Genomic DNA, 17,802 nt, shown 5'->3' on the forward strand with positions numbered 1-17,802 from the left:
AAATATGAAAGTACTACTAAAATCTGCCACTATTGTTGATGCTACAAGCAGTCATCATTTAAAGAAGTGTGATATTTTGATTGAAAACGGAAAGATTTCAAAAATAGCATCAAAAATTCAACCGTCCGACCTGCCTACCGAATGGGCAGGAAAAGTAAAAGAGGTTTCGCTTGATAATCTGCACGTTTCCCAAGGCTGGTTTGATAGCAGTGTATCTTTTGGAGAACCTGGATTTGAAGAGCGGGAAACGGTTGACAATGGTTTAAAAACTGCAGCTTTAAGCGGATTCACGAGTGTTGCGGTAAACGCGAACAGTTTTCCAGTTACGGACAGCAAAGGTCACATAAAATTTTTAAAATCAAAAGCTGAAGGAAATGCGGTAAACCTCTACCCTATTGGCGCTTTAACCGTGGGAAGCAAAGGAGTAGATCTAGCCGAATTATATGATATGCAGAATGAAGGAGCCGTTTCTTTTTACGATTATAAACAGCCGATCGCCAATCCGAATTTATTAAAAATAGCATTACAGTACACACAAAACTTTGATGGTCTAGTTCAGTCATTTCCATTTGAAAAATCGGTGGCTAGAAATGGTGTGGTTAACGAAGAAGTAAACAGCACCCGGCTTGGTTTAAAAGGAATTCCTGCACTTTCCGAAGAACTTCAAATAATCCGAGATCTCTATATTCTGGAGTACACTGGTGGAAAACTTCATATTCCTACTATCTCCACAAAAAAATCTGTGGAATTGATCAAGGATGCCAAGAAAAAAGGCTTGCACGTTACTTGCAGCGTTTCCATCTTTAATCTGGTTTTAACGGATTCCATTTTAGATGAGTTCGACACGAATTATAAATTGATGCCTCCGCTAAGAACCAAAGAGGACAACAAAGCTTTGCTAAAAGGACTAAAAGAAGGTGTTATCGACGGTGTTACCACGGACCACAACCCAATTGATATAGAGCATAAAAAAACAGAATTTGAGCAAGCACTTTTCGGAAGTATTGGTCTTGAAGCCTGTTTTGGAGCCTTAAATAATTTATTGGGCACTGAAGAATCTGTTAAGGCTCTTACTGGATTAAAAAATGTTTTTAAAATTCCTTCAGACCAGCCTGGCGGCCAGGCAGGAAAAATTGAGGAAGGCAATATAGCAGAATTTACACTTTTTAACCCTGATGGAATCTCTAAATTTGCTGAGGATGATATTCTTTCCACCTCCAAAAACGCTGCATTACTAGGCATTAAGCTAAAAGGCAAAGTTTACGGAATATTTGCTAATAACCAATTGATAACAAAAGAATAATGAGTGCTTCTCCATTAGGAAAATCTACTGCTTTAATTGCTTATGCGCCTTTTGTAGGGTTTATAATTGCCTATTTTATTAATACAGATGAAGACCATGCCTTTGCCACATGGCATATAAAAAATATGTTTGGACTTTTCTTGTTATTTATCATTTCACTCGTTATACAATCACAAATTGATGTAACTGTTGGTGATGTTCTTTGGATGTTATGTTGCGTATTATGGTTGTATTCTTGGGCGATGGCTTTCTATAATCAGCGCAGAGGAATTCCTTTTCTAAGTGAAAAATTTCAGGAGTGGTTTAAGTTTCTAAGTTGAAAAGTATTGGCTATCTTTAAATCTTAAACTTCTTACCTAAACAAAAAAAATATGGATACAAATACTGATAATGGTAAAACAGTTGCCATCATTGCCTATATAACCTTGATTGGATGGATTATAGCTTTGGTGATGAACAACGGCAATAAAACCGCATTGGGCTCATTCCACGTTCGTCAAGCCTTAGGAATTATGTGCGTAGGTGTTGTTTTAGCAATAGTTTCAGGAGTTCTTGGGATTTGGATTCTTTCATCAATTATACAACTGGCGTTATTAGTATTCTGGATTCTAGGGCTAGTAAGTGCGGTACAAGGTGAAATGAAACCTGTTCCTTTCTTGGGAGAGCAATTTCAAGAATGGTTTAAGGGAATTTAATTTTATAAAAACTTTTAACAAGACCTTTTATGCTGAAGTCACTTCAGTTTAAAAGGTCTTGATTATTTTTGCAAACTATGGAAAAACAAACTTTACTTTTAGAGCACAATTTTAGAGCAGCTAAAAATTCTTCTGAAAAACCACCGGTTATAATTATGCTCCACGGTTTTGGCAGCGATGAGAATGACTTATTCTCCTTTGCCAGCGAATTGCCTGAAAAATATGCAATCGTATCCCTAAAAGCTCCAATCAAAATGCAACCATCCGGGAATGCTTGGTACAATATCTACTTCGATGATTCCCAAGGAAAATTCAGCGATGATGAACAAGCAATTGCCTCGCGAGAGTTGGTTTCAAAATGTATAGATGAAGTTGTTGAAAAATATAAGGTTAATGGCCAAGACGTTACTCTTTTAGGTTTCAGCCAAGGAACAATTTTAAGTTTCGCAGTTGCGTTAAGCTATCCTGAAAAAGTGAAGAATGTAATCGGTTTAAGTGGATATATAAACGAAGAAATTCTAAAAGCTGGTTATGAAAATAATGACTTTAATAAATTGAGTGTTTATACTTCACATGGAAGCGTAGATCAAGTAATCCCAGTGCAATGGGCCAGAAAAACGGAACCTTTCCTAAAGAAACTGAATATTGAATGTACCTATTCAGAGTTTCCGGTTGGTCACGGAGTTGCGCCTCAGAATTTTCACGAATTAAAGGAATGGCTCGGTGAAAAGTAGTCGGTAGTCGGTAGTCGGTAGTCGGAAAAATTAAAAAATTCAGCGTTTAAAGAAACCTTTAAACGCTTACCGCTCTCCTAAACTTTTTAACTCCTAAACCCTAAACTCCTCAACTCTTCACCTCAATTCGGATATAGAAATGAAGCTAGCGTTTTCAATTTTAGTTCTTTATTTTCATCAAAGGAATATGCTATAATCATTTCACCCCAATATTTTCCATCGGTAAAATCAGCTTGGATCCATTTGTGGTTTAGGAATTTCAATTTGTTTATTTTCATATCCCCGTTCATTCCTTCAAAAGGTATCAATGAATTGTTTCCTTTTGTTAAATTGGAATCATAGATTTGATCTGAAACCATTGCTTCAACCTCTGCAGCCTCATAACCCATCTTTTCCAAATAGGTCATGGCATTTTCATTTCCTTGTAATGTGAAGTAATTCAAATTCCTTATTTGATCTTGCAGTACTCCCAAAGAATCGGTTTCCTTTTGCAACTTCGCTTCTGTTCTTTCTATTTTGATTCCCTGTGCTTCAAAAATTTTCTTCTCATTCATATATTGAAATATGATGAACAATACAGCAAAAATAAACAGGTACAAAAAAATCTTATTTCTCATAATTAAATTTCTATGGTAAGTGTATCAAAAGCCAAATGAACGTTCTTCGGAAGTTTTTTCTCTACGTCTGCGTGAAAGCCCATCATGTGACTAATATGTGTAAAATATGTTTTTTCCGGCTTCACCTTTTCAACAAATTCAAGCGCTTCTGAAATATTAAAATGTGAGTAATGAGGCTCTTCCCTAAGGGCATTTACCACCAAGACTTTGGTTCCCTTTACTTTCTCCAATTCCGCGTCTGAAATAGTTTTAACATCTGTTAAATATGTGAAATCCCCTATGCGAAACCCCAAAACAGGAAGCGTGTTATGCATAGCTTCAATAGAAATAACTTCTTTTCCACCTATTGTGAAAACCGTACTCTTGTCTATTTCAATAGTTTCAATATTTGGCGCTCCTGGATATTTATTTACCGTTGTAAAAATATAAGCAAAGCGTTCACGCAAATCATCAAAAACACGTTTATGGGCGTAAAAAGGCATAATCCCCTGTATAAAATTGAATGGGCGAATATCATCTAAGCCGGCAGTATGATCACTATGCTCGTGCGTAAGCAAAATACCATCAACTCTTGAAACATTTTCACGCAACATTTGCTGTCTAAAATCTGGACCGCAATCTATTACATAATTAAAGTTATCCCAAGACAATAAAACCGATACCCTTAGGCGCTTATCCTTTGGGTCATTACTTTTACATACTGGGTGGTCGCTACCAATCACAGGTATTCCCTGCGAGGTTCCAGTACCGAGAAAGGTTACGGAAAATTTCGATTTCATCCGTTTAAATTAGTTGTTTTTTAGAGGGCAGACCCCGTGCGTTTTTTTGAAATTCTGATGGGGCTTTTATAATAAAGCTTGTATATTTCATCTTGGCAAAAATACTGGTATTTTTTTTGTTTACCTATTGTATTTGCTACCTTTGTTAACAAGAAAATAGAACGTTACCATGCCGGAAACCATATTGGGAGACAAGGAGTTTGAGAATATTCCCTCCATAAAAAGTAAGGCTTTAAGAATAAACCTTAACGAAAATATTTACGGCACCTTCGCAGAGATTGGAGCTGGACAAGAAACAGTTCGTAACTTTTTTAGAGCTGGTGGGGCTTCTGGTACCGTGGCCAAAACAATGTCAGCTTACGACAAGGATTTTAGCGACGCTATTTACGGAGTTGAGGAAGACGGTAGGTATGTTACTGAATCTAGATTACAGACTATGTTATCCCACGAATTTGCTTTAATTGAAGAGCGAATAAATCGTGATAAACACCCCAATAGACTTTTCTTTTCCTTTGCTAATACCGTAGCTACAATTGATTTTGCAAAACAATACAAAGGACATGGCTGGGTTGGTATTCGGTATCAGATTGACCCGAATGAACCTTACAACGAAATAACACTTCACATTCGCTTCCACGAAAATGATGCACAACTACAGCAAATCACCTTAGGAAATTTGGGAGTAAACCTTATTTATGGTGCATATTATAAATATGACGAACCCAATAAACTCCTTCGTTATCTTTATGATCATATTGATAAAGATAAAATTGAAATAGACACCATAAACTTTAGCGGCCCGCGCTTTAATGAGGTAGATAATAGACTGATGAGTCTTCAGCTTATAAAAAATGGAATGACCGAAGCGGTAATGTTCGATCCGGACGGCCATAACGTATTGCCAGCTAAAATTCTATATAAGAAAAATATATTAGCGCTTCGGGGTAGTTTTAGACCTGTAACCAAGGTTAATATAGATATGTTTGAGCGTTCCTACGAAATGTTCTTAAATGAAAACAGGGTAGAAAAAAGCAGGACGAAAGTTATCTTCGAAATTACACTTTCGAACTTACGTGCAGAAGGTGAAATTGATGAGGAAGATTTTATGGATCGCGCAAGACTACTGTGTTCTTTAGGTCATACCGTAATGATTTCAAATTTTCAGGAATATTATAAGTTGGTAGAATATTTTTCCCGCTACACCAAAATGCGTATGGGTCTTGCCATGGGCGTAAATAACTTAATAGATATTTTTGATGAAAAGTATTATCGCCATTTGAGCGGTGGTATATTGGAAGCTTTCGGAAAACTTTTCTTTAAGGATTTGAAAGTCTATTTATATCCAATGAAAGATCCGGAAACCGGAGAATTCATCACTAGTGAAAATCTAAAAGTTCATCCACGAATGAAAGAATTGTACAAGTTCTTTAAGTACAATGGAAAAGTAGTGGATATCACAGATTATAAACCTGAGAATATGGACATTTTTTCACGTGAAATTCTAACTAAAATTGAAAAATGTGAAGATGGCTGGGAGGAATTGCTGCCACCCGGTATTTCGGAAATAATAAAGGATAAGCAGCTTTTCAATTACAAAGCTGTATCACCACCAATCAAGGACTAGTCAAGTATTTGCGCAGCGTGATCTTTCGTTTTCACCTTATCAATTACGCGATCTATTATTCCTTTTTCGTTTATTACGAAGGTTTTTCGATGAATTCCATCAAACGTTCTTCCCATAAACTTTTTTGGACCCCAAACACCAAAAGCGTTGAGCACTTCTTTATCCTCATCTGCCAATAAAGGGAATGGGAGCTTATATTTTTCTTTAAAGTTCAACTGTCGTTTTTCACTATCAGCGCTTACACCTAAAAGTTCGTAACCCTGATCTTGAAGTTCTTGGTAGTTGTCGCGCAAATTACAAACTTCAGCTGTACATCCTGGAGTACTGGCTTTGGGATAGAAAAACACAACCCATTTTTTTCCTTTGTAGTCATCAGAAGATATGGTATTACCATTTTGATCGTTTACTTTAAAATTTGGAGCTTTATCCCCAACCTGTAATGTATTCATATTGTCTATTTTTGTATAAAAGTACTTAAAATGACCAAACAAGAAAAGGTTGACTTCGTTATTGAAACGTTAAACCGCATCTATCCTCAGATCCCTATCCCGTTAGACCATAAAGATCCATATACTTTATTGATTGCCGTATTGCTTTCAGCCCAGAGTACCGACGTTCGGGTAAACAAAATAACCCCGCTTCTTTTTGAAATAGCCGATAATCCGTATGACATGGTGAAGTTGACGGTAGAGGAAATACGGGAAATTATAAAACCTGTTGGACTATCGCCTATGAAAGCTAAAGGAATCCATGGACTTTCAAAAATGATGATTGAAAAATACAACGGACAAGTTCCTGCAAATTATGAAGCTTTAGAATCATTTCCGGCAGTTGGGCATAAAACCGCAAGTGTCGTGATGAGTCAGGCTTTTAATGTTCCTGCTTTTCCTGTGGATACACATATTCATAGATTAATGTATCGTTGGGGATTTACAAATGGTAAAAATGTGGTCCAGACCGAAAAAGATGCAAAAAGACTGTTTCCAATAGATTTATGGAACACGCTTCACTTGCAGATCATTTGGTACGGAAGACAATATTCTCCCGCTAGAGGCTGGAATTTAGAGAAAGATATAATTACGAAAACAATTGGTAGAAAAACGGTGATTAATGATTATTTGAAGAAAAAAAGGAGATGAGTCAATGCGCTTGCCCGCCGTAGGAGAGTTTAGGAGTTTAGGAAAAATAAATAGTTTTCAAATTATGATATCTCAACTCATCGACTTTTAAACTTCTCGACATTCTAAAAAAAAAACCCTGAAAAGCTAATTCCAGGGTTTTTCCAAAGTTTAGTTTAGAAGTGCTTCAAACTTCAATTTATTATAATCTATAACACTTAAAGCCATCGAATAATCCAGAAGAAACTTTATAGTTTCTTCTTTTGGAACAAGTTTTTTATTCACGCCGTCCAAACGTGATGTTTCAGAGTAGAATTTTTGCATAAACTTTAGTTATTTTGAGGGTTATTTCCAAATAACGTCGCAAAAATCATTTTATTGTATCAATTGGTCAATATAATATTATGCTTGTCAATTACTTTTCGCAAATTAATAAGAGCATAACGCATTCGTCCTAAGGCGGTGTTGATACTAACTCCTGTTTGCTCACTTATTTCCTTAAAACTCATATCTTTATACATACGCATCATCAGGACTTGCTTTTGGTCTTCGGGAAGTTCTTCAATCAGTCTTCGCACGTCATCTTCAACTTGACCTTTGATCATCTGCTTTTCCACGTTAGGAGAATTATCACTTAATACAGAAAAGATATTAAAGTCGCTATTATTCTCAAATTTAGGCATGCGATTGCTTTTTCTGAAATGGTCTATCACCAGGTTATGGGCAATACGCATCACCCAGGGCAGAAACTTGCCTTCTTCGTTATAGGCACCTTTTTTCAAGGTTCTAATAACTTTAATAAAGGTATCCTGGAATATATCTTCAGCGATATCCCTGTTAAATACTTTTGAATAAATAAAACTGTAGATTCTTTGCTTGTGGCGAGTTATTAACTCGGAAAGTGCAGATTCATTACCGTTCATATATGCGTTCACTAAAAACGCATCAGTGCTTTTACTTTGCTTCATATCAATACTTCTTTAATAAATAAACAACTATGATTTTGGTTGTTTGATTAAAAATGTTTATTTGTTAAAAGTAATGATCAGCTATAGGCAATATTTTTTTTATATGACGTTAAGAGCCGTAAATATAACAACAAAGAATTCACAAATCCAAAAAAAAGGTTAAAACTTTCTATAAATAATAATATTAATCTCAAAAGTGCATTCGTGAAAACGATATAGTATCTTTGTAATCCCGATAGCTTTCGGGATAAAAAAGAGAAAATAAATTGAATATAGATACCATAGATATTAAAAAGAACATCCTCATTCAGGGTGCAAAGCTTCATAATCTTAAAAATATTTCCGTAGCCATCCCTCGCAACAAATTAGTTGTAATTACGGGGCTTTCGGGCAGTGGAAAATCTAGTCTAGCTTTTGATACACTTTATGCAGAAGGCCAACGCCGCTATGTGGAAAGCCTTTCCAGCTATGCCAGACAGTTTTTAGGAAGGTTGGACAAACCAAAAGTAGATTCTATAAAAGGAATTTCCCCCGCGATTGCTATTGAACAAAAAGTGAATTCCACCAATCCGCGATCTACCGTTGGAACTTCCACCGAGATTTATGATTACTTAAAACTTCTTTATACACGAATAGGGAAAACAATTTCACCAATTTCTGGAAGGGAAGTCAAAAAAGACACCACAACAGATGTTATAAAATTTATTAAAAAATTTCCCGAAGGTGAAAAATTGCTCCTCCTCGCTCCTATTATCTTGGAAGAAGGGAGAAGTATGGAAAATAAAATTCAGGCTTTGGCACAACAAGGCTATTCCAGAATTAAAGCTAATGGCAAGGTTTTACGGATTGATGAATTAGATGAAAAATCTTTTCCTAAGAAAATTGAGTTGGTTGTAGATCGAATCATCACCAAAGATGAAGAAGACTTTTATAACCGATTGGCCGATGCTGTGGAAATAGCATTCTTTGAAGGAAAAGGAGAATTATATATAGAAGAGCTTTCCTCATCAGAAATCACGGAATTCAACAACCGTTTTGAAGCAGATGGTATGACTTTTATGGAGTCTAACGTACATCTTTTTAGCTTTAATAATCCTTATGGCGCCTGCCCCGTGTGTGAAGGTTATGGCGATGTTATTGGTATTGACGAAGATTTGGTAATTCCAAATACAGCACTTTCAGTATTTGAAAATGCAGTTTTTCCTTGGCGTGGGGAAAGTATGAGCTGGTATCGCGATCAATTAGTGAACAGCGCTTATAAATTCGACTTTCCAATCCATAAACCTTGGTTCGAACTCACCGATGCCCAAAAGCAATTGGTTTGGGAAGGGAACGAACATTTTGAAGGTCTCAATTCTTTCTTTTCATTTTTAGAGTCTAAAAGCTATAAAATCCAAAACCGAGTTATGCTCTCGCGTTATCGCGGAAAAACAAAATGTGCTACTTGCAAAGGGAAACGACTTAGACCTGAAGCTGGATACGTTAAAATCAACGGTACGGCCATTCAGGAATTGGTTGAATTGCCGCTCGATAAGGCTGCAGCATTCTTTAAAAATCTCGAACTTTCAGAATACGACACCAAGGTTGGGAAACGTTTATTACTTGAAATAAACAACCGATTAGGCTTTTTAAGAGATGTAGGTTTAGGTTATTTAACCCTAAACAGAAAATCGAATACACTTTCTGGCGGTGAATCACAGCGAATTAACCTAGCAACATCCTTGGGTAGTAGTCTCGTAGGCTCTATGTATATCTTGGATGAGCCGAGCATAGGACTTCATCCAAAAGACACCGAAAGACTTATTGTTGTTTTAAAAGCGCTTCGTGATTTAGGTAATACGGTTATTGTTGTAGAACACGACGAAGATATCATGAAAGCTGCTGACCAAATTATAGATATCGGCCCAGAAGCCGGAACCTTTGGTGGCGAAGTAGTTGCACAAGGTAATTTTGCAGCGATTTTAAAATCAGATTCGCTAACGGCAAAATACCTAAACGGAGAACTGGAAATTGAAGTGCCTAAAAAGCGCCGCACGTCAAAAAACAAAGTTTCAATTACGGGTGCTCGGCAAAATAATCTTAAAAATATAGATGTCACCTTTCCACTGAATGTATTTACAGCGGTAACAGGAGTTTCTGGAAGTGGAAAAAGTACCTTGGTTAAAAAAATTCTATATCCTGCGCTACTTCGTCAAATTGGGGGTTATGGAGAGAAACCTGGTCAATTTTCAGAGATAACTGGAGATTTCAACACTATAAAGAGTCTTGAGTTTATTGACCAAAACCCTATTGGTCGCTCCAGCCGAAGTAATCCTGTAACCTATATTAAGGCTTACGATGATATTCGGAATTTATACGCTTCGCAAAAACTATCAGAGATTCGAGGTTTTAAACCAAAACATTTTTCCTTTAACGTAGATGGCGGTCGTTGTGAAACCTGTAAAGGTGAAGGCGAAGTTACGGTAGAAATGCAATTTATGGCCGATGTGCATCTAATATGTGACACCTGTAATGGAAAACGCTTTAAGAAAGAAGTTTTGGAAGTAACATTTCAAAATAAAAACATAGACGACATTCTCACCATGACGGTTGATGATGCTGTGGCATTTTTTGGGGAACACAAGCAGGATAAGATCGCTGCAAAACTACAACCTCTCCAAGATGTTGGTTTGGGTTATGTACAGTTGGGTCAAAGCTCCTCTACTCTTTCGGGCGGGGAAGCGCAAAGAATTAAACTGGCTTCATTTTTAGTAAAAGGTACTTCAAAAGAAAAAACGGTATTCATTTTTGATGAACCTACCACTGGATTACACTTCCACGATATTAAAAAACTGCTAGCTTCATTTTACGCCTTATTGGATAGAGGCCATACGGTGATTGTAGTAGAACATAATTTAGATCTTATAAAATGTGCAGATTATATTATAGATCTTGGCCCCGAAGGTGGCGAATACGGAGGAAAAGTTATAGCTGAAGGAACTCCTGAGGAAGTCGCGAAAAGCAAAGAATCATTTACAGCTGGATATTTAAAAGAGAAACTTTAGAAGAATTATTTTTTTGGCACACTAATTGAAATCAAGAAATTAGACTTTTAGTTTTTTGGTTGGTTAGTTTTTAAAATCCGTTGCAAGTGGTAAAACACTGCAGCGGATTTTTTATTGGTGTTTTTCATTTTATCAAACTAATCAAACTTGAAATCTGGGTCTTAAATTTTGAATCTTGAATTTACTTCTGATAATCAGCACTTTAAAATTTTGGCACGGCCTTTGAATGTTGTTAACCGTACTTAAGCTAACCAATGAATTTTAAGCAAGTACAAACCCTTTAAATCTCAAATTATGAAAAACATAGCACTTATCTTCGGCATCCTTTTAATGGGGTTTTCTGCAAACGCAACTTCCCTTGAAAGTGTAAACAATTATAGAGGAAGTTATGATGGAAACGCATACATTTTCGTGGAAGACGATGTAGAATTCTCTGTCTTCCCTGACGGACAATTCGACTTCGTATATATTGGATCTCGGAGAGGTTCACAAGTAACCATAAGTTCGCGCAATGTTAACGTAAGTTACAATTCAGGTTATGATTATGATGCTTTCGTACAATATGACGACTATGGCGCTGTAATACAGGTGGAAAACGTACCTATTTATTATGATGAATACGGGCGTATTGCACAAGCTGGCAATGTAGATATTCGTTATAATAACAGACGTATTGTAAGAGTTGGTGGTTTACACGTCTTTTATAACAATCGCGGTTATTTTTCACACGTAAATGGAGCGATAAATATTTACAATCCTTATTATGTATATCGTCCGTGGCACGTTTATTACGCCAGACCCATATACAGCCATTGCATAGTTTATGATATGCCTTATAGAAGATACTACAACCCTGTGCGTTATAGCTATCACCAGCACGTAGTTTACTATAATAATAGAAGCAGTGTAGCCTATCACAATACCCGTAGAGATTTTTACCGACCAGGTACTCGTGTTTATGATAAAAGAGGTAGATCTTCCATAAACAAGAACTACGATGCGAATAGAAGAAACACTATGATTGCCTCAAGCAATACCCGTTCCAATAATACGCGAACTAATAGCTCCGTAAGAAGCAATAGCACACGAAGCAATAATGTTATTGGTTCGAATACTGGAAATACAAGAAGCAATACAACAACTCGAAACAGCAGCACAAATAGTAAAGGAGCTGCAACAATAAACCGGAATTCCCGTAATAGTGAAAATGCTGCCACTAGAAATACAGTAACAAGAGCGAGCAGCAACACTCCAGTAAAAAGCACAAACACTAGAAATAGTGTAGAGCGAAATAGCGCTCCAAAAACTGTGAAAAACACAAGGAAACAAAGCACGGTTCGTTCAAGTAATACTAGAGCTGTTTCTAATAAAAAAACAGTTCAAAAACAAACTCGAAACGTTTCTACAAGCAATAGAAGCAGTTCGGTTAAAAGAAGTAAAACTCAGGCTCCAAAGAGAGAAACCGCGAGCCGTAGTACTGTAAAAAGAACCAGCGCACCTTCGCGAAGCAGTTCACAAGAAAACACTTCAAGAGGTAGCTCTTCAAGAGGCACAAGTTCTAGAGGAAGAGGATAAAGATAGTTTTTTGGTTGGTTGGTTAAACCTCCGTGAATCACTTTGAGTGAGGATCGGAGGTTTACTTTTTTGAGTTAAACTGAAAAGGGAACCAGTAAAAAGAAGCCTTAAACAAAACAACCGTATTGGCTACAGACTAAAGTCTACCAACTTCCAACTAAAGACTACCGACTAATAAATGATGCCATCTGCCTAGTCAGTTCCCTCCTACTGAATTTCTCAATTCCTTCTGAAGCGATATTTAAATTCCCAGTTGAGAATTGTTCGTATAACTTTAGGATTTCTACTTTGAGTGTCTTTTCATCCCGATAACTGAAAAACTTACCCGCTTTAGTTTCATTTAGAATTCCTTCAATATCACTTCCTTTTGGCCCTAAAGCAATAATTGGACGTTTTGCAGCCAAGTACTCAAAAAGTTTCCCTGGAATAATGGCGCGGGTTTCCGAACTGTTGATCTCCACCAAAAGCAGAATTTGACTTTCAAGCTGGAGCATTAAAGCTTTGGAATGTGATACATAACCAAAAAATTTGCAGTTTTCACTTAGACCAAAATCATCAATACTTTTTTTAACCTCTTCACTTACTGCTCCAGCAAATTTCAGCCATAAATCATTTTTAAAAGAAGCGTTTTCCATGCTAATTTCAGAAAGAACCTTCCACAGCACTTTTGGATTTCGTTCGCTCAATAAAGATCCTATATGAGCAATTGAAAATTTGGTGTCTCTCTTAAAAGAAACCTCTTTTGAAACATCATAACCATTTGTAATTACTTCAATGGGTTTTTCGGTAATCGCTTCAAACTCTTTTTTAGTTCTTGGGCTGGTCACCGTAAGAGCATCCGCGGATTTCAAAACTTCAGCTTCCAAATCTTTATGCTTCCGTTCCGAAGTTTTATTTAAACGAAGTGATTTATGGTAATGGATTGTTGTCCACGGATCTCGGAAATCTGCAATCCACTTAACACCCGTTTTCTTTTGAAGTTGCAGGCCAATAAGATGAAGACTATGCGGCGGTCCGGTTGTAACGATAACCTCCACAGGGTTCTCAGTAATATATTTTGAAAGAAATTTTACTGAAGGTTGTACCCAGCCCACTCGAGCGTCTGGAATAAAGAAATTACCCCGAACGTAGAGCATCAACTTCTCCATGGCAGAAACATCTTTTTTTGAAATAATCCCGCTACTAAACTGCTTGGTCTTCTTTTTAGAAAAAATATTTGCCAAGCGATAGGGCTCTTTAATTGGTTGCTTTATAATCTCAACATCTGAAGGGATTTCAGATATAAAATTATCATCAACCAAAGGATAATTTGGGTTTTCGGGAGCATAAACAATTGGCTCCACACCAAATTCCCTAAAATACTTTACAAACTTCAACCACCGTTGTACGCCTGGGCCGCCAGCTGGTGGCCAATAGTATGTGATGATTAGAACGCGTTTCATTACTCGTTTACTTCTTTCTTCCGAAAAGCAAAATATAAACCACTCAAGAATATCAACAGAAATATAATACTGCTAACCAAAGAGATCGTGCTTCCCGTTTGGATTACTTTTGGCTCAAACTTAAATTCTATTTTATTGTTTCCTGGTGGAATTACCATTGCTCTCAAAACATAGTCCGCTCTAAAGTATTCTGCAGGTTTTCCGTTTACGTAAGCATTCCAACCTTTTGGATAATACACTTCAGAAAATAGCGCCAATTGCGGCGAATTCGTTGAAGCTTCATATACCAAATGATTTGGCTGATAACTGAAAAGTTCAATTGTAGCGGTGCTATCCCTTTCAATCTTCTGATTCGGTATTTTTGAGAGAAAGTCCCTATTTATAATTGCTGTTTTTTTGGTATCCAAACTATCGAGCAGTTGAATTTCCTCGTTTGCATTTTCAGCAGGAAGTACGTTTTCTACAAACCAAGCATCGCCATTCGCATACGGATTTCGCTGTGCTACGGGTCCACCCTGCTTATTCTGAGTGATGATATAACGAACATTCAACATATTTAAAATCCCGATGTTGCCTTGGCTGATATAAAATTCAAACAAATCCTGCATTCTTCCAGGTTTCGCTGCGTGATAGCCACCCAATGCATTGTGATAATAACTTGCACGTGCACTGTTGAAAGCGTTTGTTGTAGCGTCATAAACACGATAATGACCTTCATCTTTCAAAATTTGAATATCTGCACCGTTTTTCTGAAAAGGTTGCTCTACCAGTTTTGCTTGCACAAAATCGTCTTCATTTACATATCTTCTGTCAACACCAACCAAATCAACTAAAACCAATAACGAAAGTGCTGCAATGGCAAATCCTTTTTTGAGTTTTTCTTTTATAAAAAACCAGAGAACGGCAGCCGTTAAAATCACAAAAATCAAGGAACGAATTGCATCTGAGGTGAACAATGACATTCTATCTTCACGAATAGCTTCCAAAAACGGCAAGCCCATTTCATCCCTAAAATAGCTGTCATAAGGGCTGGCAAAATCGAAGAGTGATGATTTAAATAGAATAAATAGCAAGGTAAGCCCACCTACAATTCCTGTGGAATAAAGAAGGGCTTTTTTTCGCTCATCTTCCCTTTCAAACTTATTGAAAAATTGATGAAGACCAACCACTGCAAGAATTGGAAGAATCAGTTCAATAATTACTTGAATGGAAGAAACGGCCCGAAACTTATTATACATTGGAACGTATTCTATAAAAAACTCAGTAAGACCACTGAAGTTCTTTCCCCATGATAAAAGTAAGGTTAATACAAATGCTGAAACCGCCCACCATTTCAATCTTCCCCTAACTAAAAACAAAGCCAAAACAGCAAGAAACATAACAATAGCTCCAATATAAGCGGGTGCTCCAACGAAAGATTGGTCTCCCCAATACATCGGAATCTGACTTAATACTTGGTTGGCTTCTTGTGATGAAGCTCCCATTCGTATTAAGCTTTCAAAGGTTTTTGAATCTTTTGGAAGCGCTTCGGAAGAACTTCCTCCCATAAAACGCGGAATAAAAAGATTAAAACTTTCAAGCTTTCCGTAGCTATACTCTGTGATATAATCGTAGTCGAGACCTGTATTATTATCTTTTGGAGTGCCATCGGCATTCACCGTTAATTCCGTTTTTCCGCGGGTAGAAGTGTCGGCATATTCTTTAGTTGCCAAAATATTTGTCGCGTTAAGGCCAACCGCAATTAAGACACCTAAAGCCATTATTCCAACAGCTTTAAAGTAATGTGGCAAAATCTTCTTTTTGAAAGCATCAATTAGATAGACAATCCCGATTACTATAACCAAAAGCATTAAATAATAAGTCATTTGGAAGTGATTTGCCACTAATTCCAATCCCATTGATACCGTAAGCAATAGAAACCCCCAGAGATATTTTCCACGAAAAGTGAGAAATATTCCACTTAAAACAAACGGCATATAAGCTATCGCATGTGCTTTGGAATTATGCCCTACGCCCAAAATAATTATTAAATAAGTAGAAAACCCGAACGCCAAAGCTCCGAGAAAAGCTAATCTATAATCCACTTTCAACACCAAAAACAGAATATACATTCCTATAAAATAAAGGAAGAGATAATCGGCCGGACGTGGTAAAAACCGAATGGCGAGATCGAGTTGTTTTATGTAGTTGTTAGGATATTTCGCTCCAAGTTGATAGGTAGGCATTCCGCCGAAAGCAGCATCAGTCCAATAGGTTTCTTCACCTGTTGTCTTCCTGAAATCGTTTTGCTGTTTTGCCATTCCAGTGTATTGAACAATATCACTTTGGAATATTTTTTTTCCCTGTAAAACAGGATTAAAATAGGCCAATGCAGCCACAATAAACAAAACAAAAACAACTAAATGGGGAAGGAATTTTTTATAGTGAAACGGCATAATTTAGCGAATGGATTTGAATCGGGGAAATTAGCAAAAAAAAAATTAGAAATAGGACTGATGCTGGATGACAGCTGTAGTAGGACGAGAATTCATCGGTCATCGGTCATTCGGCATTACTCTACTTCCTCATATTCCACATACTCACCAACTATTTTACTGGTTTTGGGTTTATGCGAAGGGTCTTTATCAATGCTTATACTTCCTTCCTTTTCACGTTGGGTACTAGCATTCGGATTATTCCCGAAGAATTGCTCAAATTGTTGCCCCGCTTTTTTCGAAATATAGCGCAGGATATAGGGTGTAGCAAGTTTAATTAAAAACTTAAGTCCGAAATATACCAGAAGAACGATCAATATCGTTTTTAGGAATGTCATCATAATTGTGAAATTATTTTCAAAAATAAGTATTGACGCAGAAAAAGACGAATGTTCACTATTAAATTATTGGTAAAATTATATCTTTGAACTAAACCCAACGAAGCATGCACACTAAACTTCCCTTTCTATTTTTCCTTTGCTTTATTTCCTTCTCAAGTGTTTCAGCACAATATACGGAAATGATTAACACCAATCGCCCCGGCGGATCACAAGGCGCATTTTCAGTGGGTACAAATGTACTTCAATTTGAATCTGGAGTTAGCTATGGAAAAGAGAAGCATGAACTTCTTAAAACCGAAACCAGTGGTCTTTCAATAGATTATGCCATTCGTTATGGGTTTTGGAAAGAGCGCTTGGAGGTTAGTGTGATGGGAGAATTTCAGTCAAACTCTGTTACGGACAACCGTTCTACGAATTCCTACGAATATAAAAGCACTAATTTTAAAAGCAATACAGTTGGAGCCAAATATTTGGTTTACGATCCCTATAGAAAAAGAGATTTAAAAGGTCCCAATCTTTATAGTTGGAAAGCAAACAACTCTTTTCAGTGGGATGAACTCATCCCCGCTATCGCAATTTATGCTGGGGCAAATTTTGATTTTGCCGATAATCCATTTACGCCAGAAGCCGAAAGCAGCATCAGTCCTAAATTCGTTTTGTCCACCCAAAATAATTTCAATGGCGGATGGGTTTTTGTTACCAATATTATTGTAGATCGCGTAACCACGGACTTCCCAACTTATGGATATATCGTTACACTAACGCACGCTACAAATAGATATTTCTCAATTTTTCTTGAAAACCAGGGACTTAAAAGCGATTTTTATTCAGATCAATTGTTACGAGGTGGCGTTGCCGCATTGGTTAGTGAAAATTTCCAAGTAGATCTTTCGCTTACATATAGTTTTAAGGATACCCCTTCAAAGTTATATGGACGTGTTGGGGTTGCCTACCGTATTGATAGACACGATAAAGACGAATTTTTGGAAGATAAAGCCATTAGGGAGGAAAAGAAAAAAGAGAAAAAAGGTAAAAAACAAAAACGTCAGGATCAATTGGAGCCGGATAATAACGGCAAATAACAGCAT

At 36.9% G+C, this 17,802-nt stretch carries 17 protein-coding genes; 9 read left to right on the plus strand and 8 right to left on the minus strand.

Annotated features, from left to right (window positions below; translation table 11 throughout):
• Positions 1–4: 4 nt before the first annotated feature.
• The 4 genes from G440_RS0103785 (at position 5) to G440_RS0103800 (ending at position 2,732) form a co-directional block, all read left to right on the plus strand.
• The gene (locus tag G440_RS0103785) at positions 5–1,303 is read left to right on the plus strand and encodes a dihydroorotase (protein ID WP_026450078.1); all 1,299 of its coding nucleotides are present in this window, start codon (positions 5–7) and stop codon (positions 1,301–1,303) included.
• On the plus strand, positions 1,303–1,623 hold the full coding sequence (locus tag G440_RS0103790) for a hypothetical protein (RefSeq protein WP_026450079.1): 321 nt from the start codon (positions 1,303–1,305) through the stop codon (positions 1,621–1,623). Before G440_RS0103785 ends, G440_RS0103790 begins: the two co-directional genes overlap by 1 nt.
• 51 nt (positions 1,624–1,674) lie before the next feature.
• The gene (locus G440_RS0103795) at positions 1,675–1,998 is read left to right on the plus strand and encodes a DUF4870 domain-containing protein (RefSeq protein ID WP_026450080.1); all 324 of its coding nucleotides are present in this window, start codon (positions 1,675–1,677) and stop codon (positions 1,996–1,998) included.
• Between the two features lie 77 nt (positions 1,999–2,075).
• Positions 2,076–2,732, plus strand: coding sequence for an alpha/beta hydrolase (locus tag G440_RS0103800; RefSeq protein ID WP_026450081.1), 657 nt, complete (start codon positions 2,076–2,078; stop codon positions 2,730–2,732).
• Between the two features lie 122 nt (positions 2,733–2,854).
• Here the strand turns inward: G440_RS0103800 and G440_RS0103805 are convergent, their stop codons facing one another.
• Positions 2,855–3,286 (minus strand): hypothetical protein, encoded by a 432-nt coding sequence (locus tag G440_RS0103805; RefSeq protein ID WP_245574820.1) that lies wholly within the window; start codon positions 3,284–3,286, stop codon positions 2,855–2,857.
• A 65-nt stretch (positions 3,287–3,351) separates the two neighbouring features.
• Complete coding sequence (locus tag G440_RS0103810; RefSeq protein ID WP_026450083.1) at positions 3,352–4,128, minus strand: MBL fold metallo-hydrolase; 777 nt, start codon at positions 4,126–4,128, stop codon at positions 3,352–3,354.
• Positions 4,129–4,297: 169 nt separating this feature from the next.
• Here G440_RS0103810 and G440_RS0103815 point away from each other — a divergent pair, with 169 nt between their 5' ends.
• On the plus strand, positions 4,298–5,752 hold the full coding sequence (locus G440_RS0103815; RefSeq protein ID WP_026450084.1) for a hypothetical protein: 1,455 nt from the start codon (positions 4,298–4,300) through the stop codon (positions 5,750–5,752).
• Here G440_RS0103815 and bcp read toward each other — a convergent pair.
• Positions 5,749–6,201: a thioredoxin-dependent thiol peroxidase gene (bcp, locus tag G440_RS0103820; RefSeq protein WP_026450085.1), complete on the minus strand. Its 453-nt coding sequence runs from the start codon at positions 6,199–6,201 to the stop codon at positions 5,749–5,751. The genes G440_RS0103815 and bcp overlap by 4 nt on opposite strands.
• Positions 6,202–6,231: 30 nt before the next feature.
• Here bcp and G440_RS0103825 point away from each other — a divergent pair, with 30 nt between their 5' ends.
• Positions 6,232–6,891, plus strand: a complete 660-nt coding sequence (locus G440_RS0103825; RefSeq protein WP_026450086.1) for an endonuclease III domain-containing protein — start codon at positions 6,232–6,234, stop codon at positions 6,889–6,891.
• Between the two features lie 150 nt (positions 6,892–7,041).
• Here the strand turns inward: G440_RS0103825 and G440_RS21310 are convergent, their stop codons facing one another.
• Both G440_RS21310 and G440_RS0103835 read right to left on the minus strand, forming a co-directional pair.
• Positions 7,042–7,194 carry a hypothetical protein gene (locus tag G440_RS21310; protein ID WP_169718938.1) on the minus strand — a complete coding sequence of 51 codons (153 nt, stop codon included), beginning with the start codon at positions 7,192–7,194 and terminating at the stop codon, positions 7,042–7,044.
• Between the two features lie 59 nt (positions 7,195–7,253).
• Positions 7,254–7,838: an RNA polymerase sigma factor gene (locus G440_RS0103835; RefSeq protein WP_026450087.1), complete on the minus strand. Its 585-nt coding sequence runs from the start codon at positions 7,836–7,838 to the stop codon at positions 7,254–7,256.
• Between the two features lie 266 nt (positions 7,839–8,104).
• On the opposite strand from G440_RS0103835, the gene uvrA reads away from it, so the two are divergent.
• Together uvrA and G440_RS0103845 are read left to right on the plus strand one after the other, a co-directional pair.
• Positions 8,105–10,882, plus strand: a complete 2,778-nt coding sequence (uvrA, locus tag G440_RS0103840; protein ID WP_026450088.1) for an excinuclease ABC subunit UvrA — start codon at positions 8,105–8,107, stop codon at positions 10,880–10,882.
• Between the two features lie 294 nt (positions 10,883–11,176).
• Positions 11,177–12,457, plus strand: coding sequence for a hypothetical protein (locus G440_RS0103845; protein WP_026450089.1), 1,281 nt, complete (start codon positions 11,177–11,179; stop codon positions 12,455–12,457).
• A gap of 164 nt (positions 12,458–12,621) precedes the next feature.
• Here G440_RS0103845 and G440_RS0103850 read toward each other — a convergent pair whose 3' ends face one another.
• The 3 genes from G440_RS0103850 to G440_RS0103860 form a co-directional block, all read right to left on the minus strand.
• Positions 12,622–13,899 (minus strand): glycosyltransferase family 4 protein, encoded by a 1,278-nt coding sequence (locus G440_RS0103850; protein WP_026450090.1) that lies wholly within the window; start codon positions 13,897–13,899, stop codon positions 12,622–12,624.
• Positions 13,899–16,334, minus strand: coding sequence for a YfhO family protein (locus G440_RS0103855; RefSeq protein WP_026450091.1), 2,436 nt, complete (start codon positions 16,332–16,334; stop codon positions 13,899–13,901). The genes G440_RS0103850 and G440_RS0103855 overlap by 1 nt, the downstream gene beginning before the upstream one ends.
• A 116-nt stretch (positions 16,335–16,450) precedes the next feature.
• Positions 16,451–16,714 carry a DUF4834 family protein gene (locus G440_RS0103860; protein ID WP_245574821.1) on the minus strand — a complete coding sequence of 88 codons (264 nt, stop codon included), beginning with the start codon at positions 16,712–16,714 and terminating at the stop codon, positions 16,451–16,453.
• Positions 16,715–16,818: 104 nt separating this feature from the next.
• Here G440_RS0103860 and G440_RS0103865 point away from each other — a divergent pair, with 104 nt between their 5' ends.
• Entirely contained in the window at positions 16,819–17,796 is a 978-nt protein-coding gene (locus G440_RS0103865) for a transporter (RefSeq protein ID WP_026450093.1), read from the plus strand.
• The last annotated feature ends 6 nt before the right edge of the window (positions 17,797–17,802 follow it).

This window comes from Aequorivita capsosiphonis DSM 23843, from assembly GCF_000429125.1.
Lineage (GTDB): Bacteria > Bacteroidota > Bacteroidia > Flavobacteriales > Flavobacteriaceae > Aequorivita > Aequorivita capsosiphonis.